The 19904-nt window shown below is 46.9% G+C and carries 21 protein-coding genes; 9 read left to right on the forward strand and 12 right to left on the reverse strand.

Going from position 1 to position 19904, the window contains the following annotated elements:
- Positions 1-14: 14 nt before the first annotated feature.
- From QWY82_RS12585 to QWY82_RS12610, 6 genes are all read left to right on the forward strand, one after another.
- Positions 15-974 (forward strand): hypothetical protein, encoded by a 960-nt coding sequence (locus QWY82_RS12585; RefSeq protein WP_290262867.1) that lies wholly within the window; start codon positions 15-17, stop codon positions 972-974.
- Between the two features lie 8 nt (positions 975-982).
- Positions 983-1357, forward strand: coding sequence for an STAS-like domain-containing protein (locus QWY82_RS12590; RefSeq protein ID WP_290262869.1), 375 nt, complete (start codon positions 983-985; stop codon positions 1355-1357).
- A gap of 2 nt (positions 1358-1359) precedes the next feature.
- Positions 1360-2007, forward strand: coding sequence for a hypothetical protein (locus QWY82_RS12595; RefSeq protein ID WP_290262871.1), 648 nt, complete (start codon positions 1360-1362; stop codon positions 2005-2007).
- A 245-nt stretch (positions 2008-2252) separates the two neighbouring features.
- Positions 2253-2849, forward strand: a complete 597-nt coding sequence (locus tag QWY82_RS12600) for an AHH domain-containing protein (protein ID WP_290262872.1) — start codon at positions 2253-2255, stop codon at positions 2847-2849.
- 1 nt (position 2850) lies between these two features.
- Entirely contained in the window at positions 2851-3417 is a 567-nt protein-coding gene (locus tag QWY82_RS12605; RefSeq protein WP_290262874.1) for an imm11 family protein, read from the forward strand.
- Between the two features lie 320 nt (positions 3418-3737).
- On the forward strand, positions 3738-4085 hold the full coding sequence (locus QWY82_RS12610; RefSeq protein ID WP_290262877.1) for a hypothetical protein: 348 nt from the start codon (positions 3738-3740) through the stop codon (positions 4083-4085).
- A 46-nt stretch (positions 4086-4131) separates the two neighbouring features.
- On the opposite strand, the gene QWY82_RS12615 is transcribed toward QWY82_RS12610, so the two are convergent.
- The 4 genes from QWY82_RS12615 to QWY82_RS12630 form a co-directional block, all read right to left on the reverse strand.
- Positions 4132-5514, reverse strand: coding sequence for a hypothetical protein (locus QWY82_RS12615; protein ID WP_290262879.1), 1383 nt, complete (start codon positions 5512-5514; stop codon positions 4132-4134).
- 69 nt (positions 5515-5583) lie between these two features.
- Positions 5584-6054, reverse strand: coding sequence for a hypothetical protein (locus QWY82_RS12620; protein WP_290262881.1), 471 nt, complete (start codon positions 6052-6054; stop codon positions 5584-5586).
- Positions 6055-6916: 862 nt separating this feature from the next.
- The gene (locus tag QWY82_RS12625; protein ID WP_290262883.1) at positions 6917-7270 is read right to left on the reverse strand and encodes a YkgJ family cysteine cluster protein; all 354 of its coding nucleotides are present in this window, start codon (positions 7268-7270) and stop codon (positions 6917-6919) included.
- 134 nt (positions 7271-7404) lie between these two features.
- Positions 7405-7740, reverse strand: a complete 336-nt coding sequence (locus tag QWY82_RS12630) for a zinc ribbon domain-containing protein YjdM (protein WP_290262886.1) — start codon at positions 7738-7740, stop codon at positions 7405-7407.
- Between the two features lie 230 nt (positions 7741-7970).
- On the opposite strand from QWY82_RS12630, the gene QWY82_RS12635 reads away from it, so the two are divergent.
- Positions 7971-8639 carry a DUF4253 domain-containing protein gene (locus QWY82_RS12635; protein WP_290262888.1) on the forward strand — a complete coding sequence of 223 codons (669 nt, stop codon included), beginning with the start codon at positions 7971-7973 and terminating at the stop codon, positions 8637-8639.
- A gap of 46 nt (positions 8640-8685) precedes the next feature.
- On the opposite strand, the gene QWY82_RS12640 is transcribed toward QWY82_RS12635, so the two are convergent.
- Positions 8686-9507, reverse strand: a complete 822-nt coding sequence (locus QWY82_RS12640) for a hypothetical protein (RefSeq protein WP_290262890.1) — start codon at positions 9505-9507, stop codon at positions 8686-8688.
- 258 nt (positions 9508-9765) lie between these two features.
- Between QWY82_RS12640 and QWY82_RS12645 the strand changes: the two genes are divergently transcribed.
- Positions 9766-10488 carry an SDR family NAD(P)-dependent oxidoreductase gene (locus tag QWY82_RS12645; protein ID WP_290262892.1) on the forward strand — a complete coding sequence of 241 codons (723 nt, stop codon included), beginning with the start codon at positions 9766-9768 and terminating at the stop codon, positions 10486-10488.
- Positions 10489-10535: 47 nt separating this feature from the next.
- Here QWY82_RS12645 and QWY82_RS12650 read toward each other — a convergent pair whose 3' ends face one another.
- Entirely contained in the window at positions 10536-11309 is a 774-nt protein-coding gene (locus QWY82_RS12650) for a queuosine precursor transporter (RefSeq protein ID WP_290262894.1), read from the reverse strand.
- Entirely contained in the window at positions 11310-11807 is a 498-nt protein-coding gene (locus QWY82_RS12655) for a 6-pyruvoyl trahydropterin synthase family protein (protein WP_290262896.1), read from the reverse strand.
- 148 nt (positions 11808-11955) lie between these two features.
- On the opposite strand from QWY82_RS12655, the gene ggt reads away from it, so the two are divergent.
- Positions 11956-13653 carry a gamma-glutamyltransferase gene (ggt, locus tag QWY82_RS12660; RefSeq protein WP_290262898.1) on the forward strand — a complete coding sequence of 566 codons (1698 nt, stop codon included), beginning with the start codon at positions 11956-11958 and terminating at the stop codon, positions 13651-13653.
- Positions 13654-13659: 6 nt separating this feature from the next.
- Here the strand turns inward: ggt and QWY82_RS12665 are convergent, their stop codons facing one another.
- From QWY82_RS12665 to QWY82_RS12685, 5 genes are all read right to left on the reverse strand, one after another.
- Entirely contained in the window at positions 13660-14508 is an 849-nt protein-coding gene (locus QWY82_RS12665) for a substrate-binding periplasmic protein (protein ID WP_290262899.1), read from the reverse strand.
- Positions 14509-14691: 183 nt separating this feature from the next.
- Positions 14692-15861 carry an acyl-CoA dehydrogenase family protein gene (locus tag QWY82_RS12670; protein ID WP_290262901.1) on the reverse strand — a complete coding sequence of 390 codons (1170 nt, stop codon included), beginning with the start codon at positions 15859-15861 and terminating at the stop codon, positions 14692-14694.
- Positions 15862-17865, reverse strand: a complete 2004-nt coding sequence (locus QWY82_RS12675; protein WP_290262903.1) for an acetyl/propionyl/methylcrotonyl-CoA carboxylase subunit alpha — start codon at positions 17863-17865, stop codon at positions 15862-15864.
- Between the two features lie 8 nt (positions 17866-17873).
- Positions 17874-18728: an enoyl-CoA hydratase/isomerase family protein gene (locus QWY82_RS12680; RefSeq protein ID WP_290262905.1), complete on the reverse strand. Its 855-nt coding sequence runs from the start codon at positions 18726-18728 to the stop codon at positions 17874-17876.
- 3 nt (positions 18729-18731) lie between these two features.
- Positions 18732-19892 carry an acyl-CoA dehydrogenase family protein gene (locus QWY82_RS12685; RefSeq protein ID WP_290262907.1) on the reverse strand — a complete coding sequence of 387 codons (1161 nt, stop codon included), beginning with the start codon at positions 19890-19892 and terminating at the stop codon, positions 18732-18734.
- Positions 19893-19904 lie beyond the last annotated feature (12 nt).

Below are 19904 nucleotides of genomic sequence, written 5' to 3' on the forward strand. Positions count from 1 at the left end.
CTAAGGGGAGGAAAGTGCAAGTTTATCTGCCTGAAGTTATGAATTTTTCAAGTGAGTGCGATATAACTATTGCCTATATGAATCTAATTAGGCAGCTCGCAAGCAAGCGAGGTAAAAATTTTCCTGGTAGATTAGAAAGTGTAAATTTTAATGGCTTAAGAAAAATATCAAGCTCTGCAGCTCTTGTTTTGACCGCGGAAATGTCTAAGTGGGATGACTCTTGCGCCTATTGCCTTAAGCCAAGGTTTGAGGAGTGGAGTCCCGAAATTGTCAGGAAATTTTATGAGTTAGGTTATTTCAATCTATTTAAGGGTGGTCCAAAAGAAAGTTATTTTGAAAATAAAGATTTTGATGTTTCATTGATAAAATATATTAAGCAGTCGACTTCAGCGGAAAGTAAAATAAGAGTCTTGAAAACAAGGCTTAAGTCAGACCTGCAGTCCATTATTGGTGACAGTATTGAAAAATGGACTTTTTTGCATAGTGGATTATCGGAGGCGGTTACCAACGTAACTCATCATGCGTATCCACAACCTGCCTCGTTTTTAAGCAGGGATAGAAACTGGTATCTCACTGGCGCTTTTTCTTCGCGTACAAATGAGCTGAAAGTCGTGTTCTATGATCAAGGAGTAGGAATTCCGAAGTCACTACCCAAGTCTAAAATGTGGGAGCGAGCGATTGGATACATTGCTGAACTAGGGGTGGATTTCGCTGATAGGCACGCAGATAGCGTGTTGCTTAAGGCCGCGGTAGAGATGAGTCGTACGCGAACAGACGATGAAGATCGGGGAAAAGGGTTGCAAGATCTGTTACAATTCATTCGTATGTATAGGGATGGCTATCTATCAATACTTAGTCGAAGAGGGCTATACAAATTTAGCTGCGAAAACGGTACGGAAAAAATTAAGTCAGATCGCTTCGAGTATCCAATTGAGGGTACCCTTATTATTTGGCGGGTTCAACTAAAGGGTTAGTCAAAATTATGACTTTTTACAGTATAGGTAAGCAGTTCAGCGAAGAGCCCGCTGGAAGGTATTACTCCGACGGGAAGGGCAGTGGCGAAGAGTTTAGGGAGGAGGTTCTGGTTCCTTTAATTCGAAAGCTAAAGTCAGGCGATATTTTGGAAATACGATTGGATGAAGGCGTAGAATCATACGGGTCATCATTCCTCTCTGAATCGTTTGGTGGTCTAGTGGCTCACGGTTACTTTCATTCTGAAGAGCTTCTAAGTAAATTGAAATTTTCCTACGAAGATGAGGATTTTGAATTTTATGAAAATAGAATTTTTCAATATATAAAAGAGTCGAGTTTTGATTCGAAAACATACGTTTCGTCCAAACAGAACACAAGGAAATAATAGTGGATTGTATCGACGATCTTATAGCTAAAGCCGATAGCTCTATTAATAACGCGAAAATGCAAATCGATAGGCTTCAAGACCTATTGCATGAAATTCGGTCGACCAAGATGTCATTGGGTGGCGGCGATGTAGAGCGACACCTTGAAAGCATCGCTAAATCTGTTAATGAGATTGCCGCATCTTCGCTAGTAAGTTGGTGGCAAAGCCCTCTTTTTCTTTTACTATTGGGTGCATTCGCTGCAGCCCTTGCAGCCTATCTATTTAACTGGATGCATTGGCGATACGCACGAAGGGAAGAAAAAATCGATGCTACAGCAAGAGTTTTAGCCGCATTGCTTTCTGAGATTGAAGAGTTGTCGATCAAGTATTGGTCGGCCTCAGATGTTTCCAGTGATGAAGTGATCAGGCAGGAAATAATTATAAAGTCGCGCTTTAAACTATCGATAAGTTGTTGTCAAAAACTAGAAAGTCTATCCAAGAAGGACAGAATAAATCAGGCTAGAAGAATAACGAGTCTGACAACCGAGGCATTTGATGTGGTCACTGGCGGAAGATTTGAGTCAAAGGATCGTCAAGTAGATAAAAGAGTTGCGGCAAAATCTTCTACACTTCTTTCAGCCGCAATATCTTTTTCGTCAACGATTTGAATCGGTAATGGTCTAGTTTTTTGTCCGATTAGTGTGTTGGAACAGAGTTTCGGCGTGTTAGTTGAGGATAATTGCACCTCGCCATTCAATAATGCAATCAAAATGCTACCATCGTTGATAACTTAAGGTTTGTGAAGTACTAAGGTGCCAGAACGGTTCACCTATTCGTCATTTACTTTCTAATTCAATCGGCTCTCTTTAGAATCCACTTTCACAACGTTGTAGTTTACCTATTGGAGCGAGTAGTGAGAAAGGATGCTATTTACTTAGAGCTTGAAAAAGCGGATCTGAAAACCGGTTTGGACGAAATGGTCCGTCAGGGCAAGGTGAGCCAAACAGAGGCGCTAAGAGCCCAGACTGAGGCAATCATAGAAGCCCAGAAATATGCCATCGCAAAGCGATATGGCTATACCATTCAGCCCAGTCCAAAAATCATGCGACAGTTGGTTCGTAAGAAGGCCGCTGAGGATATAAAGATACTTCGTTCCAATATGGCGGATGCTAAGCGGTATATTCCGGAAGGCGCCGATGCGCATCATATTGTCGCTTCTAACGACTTCCGGCGTCACGCCGCTATATGGGTGTTTCGAGCGCAGAAAGTGTTGCAACGCTGGGGCATAGACATCAATCATGAAGCAAACGGTGTAGCTTTGCCGGGTAGCGAATCTAAGAAGTGTACATTCTTCTCTGATTGCGAATCACCCTCGCACAAAAAGGTACACACCACGCGCTATTATGCCAACGTAGCAATGGATGTGCAGGCTAGCGGTGATAAGGATGAGTGTATTGATACGCTCTATGAAATTGGCGAAGACCTAGAAGCTGGCGTATATGGTTTCTGATATGGCTAATGCAGTTATGAAAAGTGCAATCTACAAAGTGGATTTTGATCTCGATCATTATTTACCCGTAGGTCCTACAAATATTGATGATCTGGATGGTGAGAATCTATGGGTAACGGGTGAGCCTAAAGCCACTACTTGGGTAAGTGTGCCTTTGCATTATGGCGAACCCGAACACGCCGGTATCACTGTTTCAGATATAAGCTGGCTTGGGCCTGCGTTTTTTACCTTTAACGAAAAAGCTGCGGCTGTGCTTCGTGAGTTACTGGTTAATGCTGGCGAGTTACTTGAAGCCAATATTGCTGGTGAGCGTCACTATGCCTTTAACCCTTTGTTAAAAAAGCCATGTTTAGATGTTTCCTCCTCTCAATACAATATTCGTAAGAATGGGCAAGTAGGGCGGTTATTAACTCCTGCAATTGATCCTAATAAAACAGATAAAGCTGCAGTATTTCAAACGCCGGAAACCTATCGCACCATGCTTTTCGTTTCGGGTGAATTCAAGCAAGCCTATGATAAGGCAGCGCTTACAGGGTTAGTGTTTACCGCGTGCTCTATTACTAATTAGCTTTATGCCTATAAAGCGCGATCACGATGTGTATTGTCTACGTTGCAAGTGGATTTGGCGCCGGATGAGTCTTTCCTATGCTTTAGTACTTTTCTTTATGCCCGGAAGGCGCCTGACTTTGATTTGATCTGCACGATTGTTCGATTGTTCGATTGTTCGATTGTTCGAATGTTCACTTTCACGTCTTTGTACCGAGCCTAAAAAGGTGAATAGCAGATATGCGGTCTGAGAGTGATTGCCGTGCTAATCTCCATATCTATAGCTTTAGCCTTGGTCTCAAGGTCAGGCGCAATTCTGAATAGGCACAGCAGGTGTACTCCATGAGCAACTGGAAACTGGTGATACCGTTCAATATCAAGATGCTACTAAAGACAGGCAGCGATTCGAGGCTTACGCTACTAAAAATAATGCTCAGAACGGAGTTGGAGCATCTTCAGATTGTCGGGGGGTTGTTGCACGATTTATCCTATCGAAAGGTGAATTACCTGCAAGTGCGAGGGCTCCATTCGCAGGGGAGAAATTCACACAAACTAAAAACGGTGGACGATTATCGTAGAACGCTGCGCGGAGCCTACTTCCTGATGCTCTCTCTGATAGGCTTGCGCTGCCTGATTCTCGAGCGAAACAATTTTATTCAGCAAGAGCGCAAGAAGCAAAAACATACTTAAGAGTTCTCATGCGCAATAACTAATACAACTTGGATTGTTTTTGTAACTATTCTTCTGCTTTTTCTAATTTTTCTTTAGTCTCAGCTATCTGTAGTTTAACTTTCAAAACCTCTAGTTCAGATTTCAGCTTATCTTCTTCGCTTTGCGTTTTATCTGCTTTTTCTTGTTCCGTAAAAAGCTCATTTTCAGCCTTTTTAAAATTGTAAGAATTTTTAATTTGTTGAAGCTTAAAGGCATAGCTATCAACATCTTTAATCTCTTCCAACTTAGCTAATTCTTCTTGTGCATCAGCAACTTCCTTTTGCTTTTTAAGGATTCCAAGTTCAATCGATATAGGCTCTAGCTCCAAAGCACCTACAGCATCAATCATGTCTTTTTCTGCCGTTATTGCATCCTTATTTGCTGCTAATATCGCTTTTTCGCGCACTTTCTCGTAAGTTTGCATAGTCTCTAATATTGTAACTAACTCCGAAGTCCCCTTGTTTATTGCTTCTAACCCCTGAGTTGCTTGAGCGTCTGATTTTCTTTCCAGTTTTTTTAATGCTCCAGTGTTGGCATCGAATGTCAGTTGCTGTGAATTGGACTCAAACATTTTAGATCTGATTGGTATGTAAGCAATGTCTCCAAGCTGTAAAATAGGAATGCTGATGTTGCCAGCCATTTGATTGTCAATTAGCACTTGAGCGGTAACATTCCTTGCTAATCGATAAGGTATTCCATCTAGCGTTGTTACATTGTCTTTTAAAATTAAATTTTTCTTGATTAAATGTTTTTTCACTACGGACGCATCTTCGTCAAGAATAAAGTCTGCGCTCACTTTGGGAAACATCTTGTTTTCCACTCTGCATTCATCTGCATTAGCTATGCTAACACAGGAACGTAATTCAACTGTTAGAGAGGTAACGTCGACAGTAAAATTACAAGTGCTGTTATTGCTACAAGACGTCAATAATGAATCTAAGTTAACTCTTCGGGAAACAGGAACCTCTCGTACTTTTTGGCTTTCTAAAACTACCCCTCCTGAAATAGCGGCAATTTTCGCTAAGTTTCCTAAGGCTTGCACGGTAGATGTAATGATTTCAGAGGTCTTGTCAGTCGATTTTGTGTTTATTCCCGTTAGGTAGCCGGAATTGCTTAATTCAATCGTAAGTTCGGTTTCTTTTAATCCTGATTCGGTTGAGTTGATGTCGATGACAAAGCTGTTGTTATAGTCGGCAACAACTTTCGAGCTTAGTGTGATAGGAGCATCTATTTGCGCTTTATAGGTTGTGGATTTTTTTGTTTTCTTTTTTCCTTCGCTATCGACATTCCAAACTACATCTTCATAAATAGAATATTTAAAGTCAATCCATACTTCAGTTTTTGGCAAATAGAATAGTACCCCTGAACTAAGTGCATTATCATCGGATATGTATTTTTTCACTTTCATTGTAGTGCTGCATCCAACGAGCACTATTGAGCTAGTTATGATAGCTATCCATGTTTTCATTGTTATTCCCTATATATAAATGTGTTGTAGATTTGTTTGTCTCATTAAAGAAAGACAAGCTTCCTTATCTTCAAGCCCTTTCAAACTAGGTGACGCTGTCATAGTATCAATTAAATATACTTGGTCATCAGTTCCTACAATTATGTTAAGGGCATGACTTTCTGTAAACATCATACCTACAGCTGGAGGATTAATGACTTGTTGTCGAGCGTGCATCCTTTGTCGATACAGGGCGGTTAATGCACCTTTAAATTGTAAGGCATAATCATCACAATCATTTATCTCTTGCCCTAAACTTTCTACATATTGCAATAGAGGGTTGGTTTGAACTACAGCCTGAATATCTAATAGGTCTACTTGAGAATACAAGCCATCAACAATGAACATCTTTGCGTAAAAGCCATATCTTTCCTTGTCTGTAGTTAGATTTAGAGCTTTAAAAAAGTCAAAAAATCTTGAGGCTATATCCTCGTATTCCAAAATATACCTCCAATTTAAATATGGGCCACAGTGCTTTTAGGTAGGCTGATTAAGGAAATAGTCTAGATTGTTTATTAAGGATAGCAAATAGATAAAACGGTCAATTAGCTCTTCGCCCTTTAAACTAAATTCTGATATATAAATTTTTATGTTTATGATTTTTTAAGTTGTGCTCGTGGTAAGAGCAGTTGTAGGTAAGCATGCGCAACAAGCAGTTTTGTAATGCTGTTTGCTAAAGTGAGGTGCTAATCTTAGCGGCTTTTTGTTTATATGAAGGGGTGGGCGTGAGATTATGACCTCCGTCGGTTCTTGAATATCGGCCCGTTTATCCAAACGCCGAGAGGCAGCCAACCGATACCGTATGTCAGTATAAGCCAGCCAGCAATTAGGCGTGATTTTTGGGCTGCCTATCTTACCCATATTTACTCGGCATTCCCCCGCACAAAAGAGGGTTTTGTGTGATTGCGGCCTTATTAAACCTTCGCTATTTAAACTAGTAATTTCGTCGCGAACTACATTTTGCTATATTCGGTTCAAATTGATGCTCTAATGCCAGTTGGGCTTTGGGTCAGATAACAATAAGTTGTACTGAATATTGATTTACTTGTGGCTAGCGTCTATGAAGTAGTTGTGGTGCTACATATGGTGCTACATTTCAGTTTTAACTCTACAAATCTCTATATAATTCAATGGTTTACATGTTTAAGTAAGTTCCGGCCTCGGGCACCCTATTACGTCGATTTATGTTCCGCAAAATTTTCTCGAGCAAAGCTGAACTTCCTCCGGGCATTTGAAGTGTTAGCTGTGCTTTTCACATTAGCATTATCTTGAGGTCGAACGGCGGGGGCATCCGCTAAATTGCTTAAACCAAAACCTGTCTGGTTTGCGCCAAAAACCTTAGCGCTCGCTCTTCAACTTTTTGCTCTGTCAGTCGGTCTGGGCCTCTGCCATGGGGGCAGGGCAAGCTTTTTGTGGTGCCGAATAAGCGGCAAATGATGGGTCTCTCGGCATAGACCTCGCAGCCATTGCAGCCTAAATGAGGGCAGCTGAGGGCCGTCAGTGCGGCTTCGTGGGTTGCTTCGCTTTTTATAGGTAGTCTGGCCATTTCTTCGCTCGACGTGGTGACTGGCCCGCAGCAGTCATGGCAGCCTGGAATGCATTCGAAGCTTGGAATGCGCTGTCTTAAATAGTGAAGTGTTCTGTCGTTGCGAGTCATTGTTAAGTCTCAGAATGCTTCTGTTGCATCGTTTTCTTCACTATGCGGACGCTGCTCGAAGTTGTTTGGGCGAAAATGAGTTAGGTTGTAACCCAAACGGAATCTTAGTTGCACGCTGAGCACTGATTTTGTCATCAGCTTTTCTTTACGAATTCCGACTTCAACATCATCGGACCTATTTTATCGACGCGGCAATCGATGTTGTGATCACCGTCGACAATTCTATTGATTTTCACCTTGGTGCCAATCTTAATAACCATTGAGCTGGATTTGACTTTCAGATCTTTGATCAAGGTGGCATTGTCGCCCTCAAATAAATCATTGCCGTTGGCGTCTTTAACGCTAATCTGTTGCTCGTCGGCAGCGTTAGCGTTATTTGACCATTCGTGCGCGCACTCAGGGCACACAAGCAGGGCGCCGTCTTCGTAGGCGTATTCTGATTGGCATTTTGGGCAAGGAGGTAATGACATACATATTTCTCGTGGAATGCAACTGGCAGTGTTTGTTGTTTAATCGGCTGCTTTCGAACGCTAAGGAAGCAGATTACACTGAATTTGGTTCGTAGGTCTGGCAGAGCCCAGTATTATAAGCGCTCGACCTGCCCCGTCAATCGTGGGGCTAGTTGAAAGGCTTTTGTCTGATATAGATCATGTGATTGTTGCGCTTGGATTATATTTGGTGATTGCAAAGAGGAATCTGAATGAAATTTGTAGAATTAGTACCGGCATCCGCCTATAGCGATGCGATAGAGGCGCTTTCTAGTTCGGAGAAACTAGTGGTGTGCGGTTCTTTTGAAGATCGGCAATATATTGAGGATAGTCTAGCACTAGCGGTGGAGCCTGCTGATGTGATTTTGGCGCGTGCATTGAAGATAGATGTGGAGGCTTGGCTTAATGCTCGTCGGGTTGAGGTTGAAGCCGGGGCTGTCGATGACGGGGTTGCCTTAACAGACCTGTCGGGTGCATGGCCGAGTGAGACAGTTGAGCAAGCTGGCTTCTCTCTTGCGCACGATATGATGACGGGGCAGCTTCACACGCGGTTGGTTGGCGCTAGGGTAAAAGCAGATGAGGCTTGGCAAATTCCAGCGCATTTTCATTTTGGTGGCTGGAATGAGTGCCCAGCGCCAGATGTGCAGTGTGCAATTTGGCGCTATTGGCAAGCTCAGTACGGTGCACATATCGTGGCTGTTAGTAATGATGTGATCGAGGCTTATGTTGAGCGGCCACCAAAAACTGAAGCCGAAGCCATGGCGTTGGCGTGGCAGCAGTACTACTATTGCGCGGACATTGTCGATCAGGGTGTTGAGACCGTGACAAGTTTGGCTGCATCTTTGTTGGGTAATTCGGTGTGGTTTTTTTGGTGGGATTGAGTGGCTAAGGAATCGTTTCAGCGGTCATAGTTCAATGTAGACTGTTTCAAGGTGCCTCGAGTTCGTGGTTGAACCAAACTTTCGGTGCCCTGAGCATTTGCTTTTTATGTTCCTCTTCTAGAAATAAAATTCGTCGACCTCGTAATTCTGCTTGTCTTATTTCATCGCTAAAATGACGATCGAATATAGATTTTAGATCGCCATTATTGACCATCATCTCTAAGCCTTTTTGTAAGCGTTTCGCAATGCGTGGGTAACGGGGTGATACGTAGGTGTAAGTTGGTGTTGGAATATACAAGACTAGATGTGGCTCTATGGTTAGGTGCGGCATGGTGGCCTCCCTTTCTTTCACTTCGTTAAATATTTCGTGTACGCCGCGCAGCATGAAGTCAAAACGTTTATTTTCCAGCATGACAAATAGTCCTTCATAACTGGCACCGGTTACTGTGGTAAATTGGTAATTTTCCAAGTAGCTTTTGGTGCTCCAATCGTATTGTGCCCCCATTTTGAGTGCTTTCAGTTCATCGAGGGTATTTATATTTGCAAATAGTTCAATATTATCTTTGTGAATGAGTAATAAACGATAGTTTAAAATGCCCCGTCGAATCGGGATTAGGATGGGCAGGGTTAGTTCTCGCCAGAGTGGATCATCGGGCGCGAAATATACATTGATGAGTCGTCCTTCCTGAATTTCAAGCAGGGCGCGTTTTCGGTTCATGCTGGGGCCGTTTAGATTGACTTTATAGGGCCCGTATTCAGGAACCGTCAGCTGCAAGGCGTGATAAAGCACTTCATTTTTATACTCGCCGCGGGTATCTAGTGAGGATTGAGGTGTGGGCAAGGTAATGACATCCAATCCAAATGCCATGGGGCACGCCAAAAGGAGCGGTATGAGTGTGCGACTAAGTGACATACGGCCTCTTAAATCTAGCTGTGGTGATAAAGGGCTAGATATATCCGTGAGTTAGAATCGACAATACATGGGAGTATAGACTGATTCTTAAGAGGTATAACTGGTATAGTTTGCGTTTCGTTATCGACCGCAATAGGGTTTATCGTCGCCGAGGCCGCTTATCTCAAGCAAGTGGCGCGGCGCTTGCCTTTTCCCTACCCTTTGGAGGGTTTTATGTCTGCAAAAATGTTGATTATCACTGGCGGTAGCCGAGGTATAGGTAGCGCGACTATCGAGCGCTTTCAAGCTGACGGCTTTAGCGTGGTAAATCTTTCGCGCACACCCACAGCGCTTACCGGTGTTACACAAATCAATGTGGATATGAGTGATATAGGCTGGGCTAATCAGGGTGCGGCAAAATTACACGATGCAGTTCTCACGCGCATGCCATCCGGACAGGGGCGAATCGTGGTGGTACACAATGCCGGTTTGCTGGAAAAAGATTCGGTTGGCACGGTAACCGCTGAGAGCTTTGCTAATGTCATGCAGGTCAATGTTATCGCGCCAGCGCAACTAAACCAGATATTGTTGCCCATTATGGTACCTGGTTCAGCGATTGTTTATGTCGGTTCTACCCTAAGTGAAAAAGCGGTTGCCAATAGCTGTAGCTATGTCACCTCTAAGCACGCAATGGTGGGCTTGATGCGTGCAACATGCCAAGACTTGATTGGCACGGGAATTCACACGAATTGTGTGTGCCCAGGCTTTACCGATACAGAAATGCTACGTGCACATGTGGGCGGCGATCAAGGCATCCTCGACAGCATCGCTAGTGGTGTGACCTTTAACCGATTGATTCAGCCCAAGGAGATGGCTGAGGCTATCTATGTTGCCGCTACTCAGCCGGTTTTTAACGGTGCGGTGATGCATGCTAATTTGGGCCAAATAGAACGCTAAGCTAGCGCACTATTTGGTATTTAGTGTTTATCCCAGCAGTAAAATTCTTACAGAGGTATTTCGTCATCTACGCGTAGATATTGCCGCAGATAATGCACGGAAATATAGAACGGCAGTGTGTCGAGCAGTGCGACCATCATTTTAAATAAATAATTGCTGCCCATAAGTACCAGCAATTGATTTAAGGTTATGGCGCCAGCGATAAATGCGGCGCCAAAGGTAACACTGATGACCATAAAGGAATCTACGCCTTGGCTAATTAGCGTGGAAAAATTATTGCGTAGCCAAAGGTGCTTGCCTTTAGTTATGCGCTTCCAGAAATGAAATAGCTGCACGTCGCAATATTGTGCGGCGAGATAGGCCAGCATGGAGGCGAAAACGGCGCCGGATGTACAGGCAAAAATGAGCTGGAATAATTCTATCGAACCAGCAACAACTTCGCCGCTGGGTAATATCACCTCTTGCGATAGATTTAATACTTGCCAAGGCGGTAGCGCGTCGGGTTGAACTGAGGGCAAGCTGCTCGCCAACCATAGCGTGCCAATCACGAAGCCGTTCATGATCAAGCCAACGGTAACCATAAAGTTTGCGCGCTGCTTGCCGTAAATCTCACTGACAATATCGGTGCATAAAAAAGTCAGTGGATAAGGCAATACACCCACCGCTAAGGCTAAAGGGCCTAGCTCGATAAAGCGGGTGATGCCTATCACGTTGAGCAGCGTCATGGCACACAGGAAAAAGCCGGTGAGCAGTAAAAAGACTTTTTCTCGGCGCCAGTTGAGCGCTGACGTCGAAAGTTGCGCGCAATAGGTATTCGCCATTTACTGCGCAGCCTGTTGCCAGGCACAGGAGCCCCATTGCCCAGGGCCGGAAGAGACTTTCATTTCTACGCTGGCGAGATCATGGCGCTGAACAAAATCGTCGTCATGTAAAAAGCGGTCTAATAAATAGGCCGCAAAGGCTTCAACCGTGGTATTGGGGATGGGAAGTAGCTTGCAGTCAGAGCGTAAAAACACCAAGGTTTCGCCGTTCATACTGGCCTCGTGGTGATGTTCGGTTGTGACTATTTTTAAATAGGGCGAGTGTGCCGGCAACAGGGTGTATTCATCGAGCTCATCGCACAGCGCGCGAATTTTGTCCTTTAGAATTTTGTAGCTAAAGGCGAGCCCATTGCGATTGGCGGGAGAGCTAATACTTAATGACACGCGAAAATTGTGGCCGTGTAGTCGCTCTCTTTCGGTAGCTGAGAAAATTGTGAAGTGGGCGGCAGAAAACTTCATGTCTTCTTTGTTGACTTCTATGGTGGTCAGGCTGCTCATTCAATGGTCCGTCGCTGGTGGTATCCCGCCTGGGCAGGGCTGAAGAGCGCCCAGTATAGGGTGCCGATGGGGAAAATTGTACCCCGTTCCTTTGCTGATGCTATGTAGAAGAGTATGCTGACCACTTACGTACAAAGGAGACGATTGGATGATGCCTGTAGTCCTTAAAAAACTGAGTATCAATGTTGTAACCTTCTCACTTTTACTTTCCTGCGTGTTTGCCTTTGCCCAAGACGAACCCTACGCACAATCCAACGACTTAGGTGCAGTAGCCTCTGTTCACCCGCTCGCAACGCAAGCAGGTATGGACGCCTTGGCCAATGGCGGTAATGCCGTTGATGCCGCTATTGCCACAGCGCTTACCTTGGGGGTTGTGGATGGCCATAACTCGGGTATTGGCGGCGGCGCCTTTGTCTTGATACGAACCGCGAAAGGGCAATTGTTCGCCATTGATGGTCGCGAAACAGCGCCGATGGCGGCGCACCGCGATATGTATGTGGTAGACGGTGTAGCCAATACCCAACTCAGTCAAACTGGGCCCCTAGCCGCCGGCGTACCTGGCTCAATTGCCGCCTATGAGATAGCTATTGCCAAAGCTGGCGCTAAACCTTACGCCGATGTGCTTTTGCCGGCAGCAAAGCTGGCGCAAGACGGTTTCGCTATCGACAAAATATTTGCCGATCGCCTAGCGCGGTCTGCGCCGAGATTGGCGCAATTTCCCGGCAGCGCGTCTGTGTTGCTGGATGAGCAAGGCAACCCTTGGCCACGGGGCCATAAACTCGTACAGAAAGATTTAGCCGCAACCCTAAAGGCCATTGCGCGCGATGGCAGTGCTTATTTTTATAAGGGTGATTACGCCAAAGCGGTGGGTGATTGGATGGCAAAAAATGGCGGGTTACTTACTGCAAAAGATTTCGAAGCTTATGTTGCCTTGGAGCGGCAACCACTCCTAACCCAGTATCGCGGTTATACCTTGGTGGGTTTTCCTCCGCCAAGTTCTGGTGGTGTTCATACTGCGCAAATATTAGCCATGTTAGAGCGCTTTGACTTAGCCAACATGAAAGATGGTGACCGTTACCACGTGATGGGTGAGGCGATGAAATTAGCCTTTGCCGATAGAGCCCATTGGTTGGGTGACCCAGCTTTTACTAAAGTGCCGAAAGGCTTAGTGAAAGCTGAGTACCTCGATAAGCAGTCGGCCCGAATCGATCTCGATCATGCCATTGATGTATCGGGCCCAGGAATGCCTGCCGATGTGGATATTGATTTGTTTGCCAAGCACACGACGCACATTGCGGCGGCGGATAAGCTGGGTAATTGGGTTGCCATTACCACCACGGTCAATACCGACTTTGGCTCTAAGGTTATCGTGCCAGGTACGGGTGTGATATTGAATAACCAAATGGATGATTTTTCCGTACAGCCAGGTGTGCCCAATGTCTATGGGTTGGTTGGCACTGAGGCTAATAGCGTTCAGCCCGGTAAGAGGCCGCTCTCGAGTATGACGCCGACCTTGATATTGAAGGACAATAAGCCGGTGATGACTGTGGGTGCTGCAGGCGGCCCGACCATTATTACCCAAGTGGTTCAGGCCATTATCAACCATTTGGATCTAGCCTTACCCTTAAACGATGCGCTTGGTAAGAGCCGCATTCATCAGCAATGGCGGCCAGATATGCTATTTGTAGAGTCCAATTTACCGGCGGGTATTCGTCAATCGTTGGTGGTAAAAGGGCATAAATTAAAGGAAATGCCGCCCTACGGTTCTACCCAAGCTATCGCGCTCGTCGATGGAAGGTTAGTTGCCGTTGCCGAGCCCAGATTGAAAATTCGCAATGCAGAATGACGTTAGCTATTGCAGCTGGAGCCAATAACGGGGGTCGCCCAAGGGCGTTTCCTTGGGCAGGTCTGGGTTGAGTAGTTTGAAGATCCTTCTTTTATCGAGTTGCGTGCGCTTTACCACATTGATGATGCTTGGGTGATTTAAAAAAAGTTTATCGAAACTACCATCGTTGATCATGCCTTCCAAACCGCGCTCAATGCGGTTTGCCAAATCGAGGTTGTCTTGGTGCACGAAAAAGTACATGGGCGCTGGGTAGGAAAGTAATAAATACTTTTCTACCGCAAGACCTTCATTTGGGTGAGCTTCAATTTCGGCCCATGCTTCGTTAACACCACGGGGAAAGTAATTAAAGCGGCCACCTTTCAGCATATTAAAAAGCAACTCATAGTGGGGCGAGGTAAATACAATTAAGCCGTTGGCGCGCAGTATGTCTGTATCCGGCCAGTGGCTACCTTGCCCAGCCACGAGGCGAGCGAGGTCTTTAAGTGTTAATACATTTTCAAAAATATATTGTTGGCTTTCGCGAATAAGAAATACCCGCTGGCCCAATAAGCCTTTCAGAATGGGCACCCGAATCGGCTTTATCGTCGCCTCCCGGTCTTTCGACGTCATGGTCCATATGACATCTATGTTTGATCCCTCGTACAACTCCGCTATTAACCTCGCCTGAGTATAATCTTCGGTAATGGGTTGGAGCAGGATGGATTCGTTACTTTGCTTGCTGTGTTCGAGCGCGAGGCGCAGCAGTTCTACCACGTAGCTGGTGTGGCCAGAATTACTGCTTTCATTTTTTGGTATTCGAATGGTGATTGTTTTATTGGCTGGGGGCGATATTGCTTGAGTGGGGGGAGCCGCCAAGACAAGAGCGCTTGGAGCCAAAGCACCGATTGCAAGGAGAACCAGGCTTGGCAGCAAGCGAGTAGGGCGCTGTATCGCAGGTTTCAAGAAGAATAAGCCTCGCTATGCACTCTGTGATAAATCCTTGGCTGGGCATAAGTCTAGCATTTCATCGCGCTGACGGCCTACTATCTCACTTTGAGGTCACATTTGCCCTATCAACTGTCGCCAGGCGAGATCGCGCATAATTTCTTCTGAACCGCCACCGATCGCATTAACCCGAACTTCGCGATAGATGCGCTCAATGCGGTTGCCGCGAATGAAGCCTGCACCGCCAAGTATTTGCAGTGCCTCGCGGGCGCAAAACTCTAGCGTTTGTGTGGCTTGTACTTTCAACAGCGCCATATCGGCGGGCTTGCTGATCCCTTGCTTCACAGCCCAGGCAGCATTATCTAAGTAGGCTTGGGTGGCATTAATTTGGCGTAACATCTCCGCAAATTTATGGCCGATGACTTGATGTTTGATTAACGGCTTGCCGAAGGTGTTTCGCTCTGAGGCCCAAGCCCACGCATCCTCAAAGCAAATACGGGCGAATTCCAATGCGCTAGCGGTTAACCCGAGTCGCTCGTTATTAAAGTTGTGCACAATGGGTAAAAAACCTTGGTTCTCCTCGCCGATACGATGACTCACCGGGACTTGCACGTTATCGAAATATACCGTTGCGGTATCCGAACACCACCAGCCTTGCTTTTTATCGAGCTTGGTGCGGCTGACGCCGGCGCTATTTGCATCAATTAACAGCAGTGAAATGCCACCGAAGCCTTGATCGCCGGTACGTACTGCCGTGGTGAACCAGTTAGCGCGCATGCCGCCGGTAATAAACGTTTTGCTGCCGTTGACCCGATATATGTCGCCGTCGCGTTTCGCCGTGGTTTGCAACCTCGCTACGTCGGAACCCCCACTGGGTTCGGTAATGGCCAAACTAATATGCTTTTCGCCACTGAGCACTCGGGGAATAACCTCCTGCTTAAGTGGTTCTAAACCATAGTGGAGCAGCGGTGGTAAACCTATACCATGCACCATTAACGTGGCGTAAACACCGCCAGCGCCGCAGGCGGCCAGTTCTTCAGCGGCGATAATCATGTGATAAATGTCGGTGCCTTCGCTGACGCCGCCATAGGTTTCTGGAAAACCAAGTTGCAGTAACCCGATGTCGGCGGCTTGCTGCCAGAGCGTGATAGGAATTTTGCCGGCCTCTTCCCATTGCTCCACATAGGGTGTTATCCGCTGCGCAACAAATTTGCGCAACTGAGCACGCCATTGCTGATGGCTGTCATTGAGGTGAGGTGAGGCCAAGCGAATGTGATCTCGCATTTAGCTAGCCTCTTTGTGTGAGGGCTTGATGCTGGCTAGTTGGAAGCCTTGTTTAACTTGTTCGCCTTGCGCGCATGCAAAGCGGACAAAGCCCGATTCTTGTGCCTTGATTGGCATTTCCATTTTCATGGCTTCAAGAATTAACAGGGTGTCGCCACTTTCGACCTGTGTGCCGTTCTCAACTAACAATTCGACTACCATGCCATCCATGGGTGCACAACATTGGCTATTAGCGCTACTGCCTAATGATGTGGCAAGGGGATCAACTAGGCTTGCTGTAAAAGGGTTGCCGCCCAGCTGTAGAAAATAGTGGCCCCTATTCTTAAGCACAACGCTGCAATAGTCTGCATTGGCTTTTTCATTGTTAATATGAAACCTAAGCTGTGTTTCAGTTAGGGTGATATGGGTTACAGAAAACTGCTCTGCTTGTGCGCCGGCTTTTGCAATGTCAAGGCGCAGTGCGCCGTCTTTCCATCGCTTTGCATCTAAGCGGCAGTTGAATATGCAATCGTTGATTTGCCATTGCTTTTGTTGTGCGTGGCTCAGATGAGACAGTGCGGTAAAAATCGTTGGGTTGTGATTGCTCGCGAGAAAATCGAGAAGGCTGGCGGCAACAAGGGCTTGGTTAATTTCTTGCGGCTGGAACAATTCGTTCAGGCCATGTTCGGCGAGAAAGCCCGTGTGCACCTGTTCAGCTCGAAAGGCTGGGTGGTCGACGATAGTGCGCAAGTAGCCAAGGTTGTGGCCAACACCGAGGAGTGTGGTGTGATCAATTTGCTCGATTAAGTGGGCCAGGGCCTGTTCCCGTGTTTCGCCCCAAGCGATAATTTTAGCCAACATTGGATCGTACCAGTTGCTGACCAAATAGCCGTCGAACAGCATATGATCGATGCGGGTGTATGGCTGTAGATGACTTTGCCAGCGCGCAACTTTACCTGTTTGGGGTAAAAAATTTTGACTCGGGTTTTCCGCGTACAGGCGCACTTCTAGGGCGTGGCCATTGGGTGTCAATTCTGTTTGGGTTTTCGGTAGCGGTTTGCCTTCAGCCACGGCAATTTGCCAGGCGATCAGATCGACGCCAAAGACAGCTTCCGTAACCGGGTGCTCCACCTGTAACCGCGTATTCATTTCTAAGAAATAGAAACGTCCATCGCTATCCAATAAAAACTCAACGGTGCCAGCGCCTACGTAGTTACAGGATTGAGCGGCAAGCAGCGCTGCCGAGCCTAAGGCTATTCTAGTTTTTTCGTCAATCCCTGGCGCTGGTGCCTCTTCAACAACCTTTTGATGCCGGCGCTGGATGGAGCAGTCGCGCTCACCAAGATAGACAGTATTACCGAGCTGATCGGCAAATATCTGTACCTCCACGTGGCGCGGTTTGGTCAGCGCTCTTTCCAGCAGTAACTCGCCATTGCCGAAGGCGTTTTGCGCTTCACTACGGGCGCTATTGATGGCGGCGCTTAGTTGGTCTGCATGGGTGACTAGGCGCATACCCCGACCACCGCCACCCGCGGCGGCTTTCACCATAATGGGAAAGCCCATGGTGTTAGCCTGTTGAACTAAATGATCGAGGTTTTGATTGTCGCCACTGTAGCCGGCAAGCGTCGGTATGCCGGCCTCAATCATTGCCGTTTTCGCTCGGCGCTTATCGCCCATGAGTGCAATGGCTTCGGCTGAGGGGCCAATGAATATAATGTTATTGTCTGCTAGCGCTTGGGCGAAGGCAGCATTTTCCGATAGAAAGCCATAACCAGGGTGAACCGCATCGGCGCGAGTTTGCTGTGCGGCTTCGATCAAGGCATCGATGTTTAGATAGGATTGCGTCGCCGCAGCCGGGCCAATGCAGTAGCTTTCATCCGCCTGCTGAACATGCAGGGCGTCTGCGTCTGCCTCGCTGAAAACGGCAATGGTCTTTATACCTAGCTGTCGCGCCGTACGAATAATACGGCAGGCAATTTCACCCCGATTGGCGATGAGTAAACGACTAATTTTTTTATTGTGCACGTTAGTTCTCAATGCTTGTGTGAAGTTACCCAAACGGGATGGCGTTTTTCTATGAAGGCGCTGGTGCCTTCAGGACCATCACCTCGTGTTACAGCAAAGTTAAAGGCCTCGGCTGCTTCTAAGAGCTGTTGCTCCAACTCGGCATGCTTTGCCTCGCCTAGCCGTGATAAATTGACCAATAATTTTTTGGTCGCGCGCACCGCTTTGGGCGAGCAGGTTTGGATGGCGTGCAACTCTGTTTGCAGTAGTTGGCCCAGCGCCTCGCTGTCCTCTGCCACTTGATCGACCAAACCCAGCGTTAGTGCTTCAGCCGCAAGCAATTTTCTTGCGGTTAATGCCAAACGGCGAGTTTGATTCAGGCCAATGCGCTCAGCGACAAAGGGAGCAATTTGTGCCGGCGGTAAGCCTAATGACACTTCAGGCATGGCAAGTTTACTGCTCGCGCTACACAAGCTGATATCGGCCACGGCGGCAAAACCCAAGCCGCCGCCCATAACCGTGCCTTCGAGTAATGCGATGGTTGTACAGGGTAGGCGAGCAAACTGTACCAAGAGGCGGCCGTAACTGAGATTCAGTGCCTTAAAAGCGTCTGGATTTCCCTGCTCAAAATCTTGTGCGGCTTTTAGCATGTCGCCAAGATCGCCACCGGCGCAAAAGTGGCCGCCGGCACCCTGGATAACTAGCACTCTGACCTGTTCATCTTGCTCAATGCCAGACATAAAATTTGTCAGCTCTTCAACCATGGTTTGATTAATGGCGTTGCGAACTTGTGGGCGGTTGAGTGTGATGCGATAACCGAAAGACAAATCGTCTATCACCAGTGTTTCGTATTTTGAATCACCATAGTTCCATTCACGGGTCATGATCTAGGCCTTCGCTCGCTTGGGTAAAATACCGATTAACTTGCATATGATGCCGAGCATGATTTCATCGGCACCGCCGCCGATGGAGGTTAAGCGGAAGTCTCGGTATAGGCGATTAACAATGGATGACTCCATAAAGCCCATGCCGCCCCAAAACTGCAAGCATTTATCGGGCAGTTCGCGCGATAGACGACCGGCTTTTAGTTTCGCCATAGAGGCGAGTAGGGTGGCGTCTTGACCAGCCACATAGTTTTCGGTAGCGCGGTAAATGAGGGCTCGTAAGGCCTCAGTCTCCGTTAACATCTCTGCGAGCGTGAAGTGAATGGTTTGGTTGTTAATTAACGGTGCAGCAAAGGCATCGCGCTCGCGGGTATAGTCTATGGTGCTGTTAATGCAAAGTTCGAAGCCCTTGAGAGAGAGCGCGGCTCCAAATAACCGTTCCTCTTGGAATTGCAGCATTTGATAGAGAAAGCCGGCGCCTTCATCGCCAATGCGGAAGCGCTGTGGCACGCGCACATTATCGAAAAAAACCGGCGCAGTATCGGAGCTGCGCATACCCATTTTCTCGAGCTTCGGGCCGATACTCACCCCGGGCGTATTGCGCGGCACAATAATGAGGGATTTGTTACTGTGTGGCTTGTCGTCGCTGGTGTTGGCGAGCACACAGAAAAAGTCTGCTTGGGTGGCGTTGGTGATCCACATTTTACTGCCGTCGATAATGTAATCATCACCGTCTTTTTTAGCGCGAGTTTTGATGTTGGCAACATCTGAACCAGCACTTGGTTCAGATACCGCTATAGAAGCAACAAACTCGCCTGCAATTGCAGGGGTTAGAAATTCTTGGCGCAGTTCATCGCTGCCGTATTGCGCTAGCGCCGGTGTTGCCATCGACGTTTGCACGCCGATGGCGAGCGGTACACCGCCGCAATGAGCGGCCCCTAACTCTTCGGCTAATAGCATTTCGTAGCTGAAATCTAATCCCATGCCACCGTAGGCTTCGGGTTTGCTAATGCCAAGTAAGCCCAGTGCCGACAACTTTTTTAGCAGCTCGTGCATGGGAAATAACCCGGCTTTTTCCCACTCGTCAACATGCGGATTAATTTCTTCGCTGACAAAGCGCTGCACGCTGGTGCGCATGGCTTGGTGTTGTTCTGAAAATAGCATGAGTTTTCCCTT

Source organism: Simiduia curdlanivorans, assembly GCF_030409605.1.
Classification (GTDB): domain Bacteria; phylum Pseudomonadota; class Gammaproteobacteria; order Pseudomonadales; family Cellvibrionaceae; genus Simiduia; species Simiduia curdlanivorans.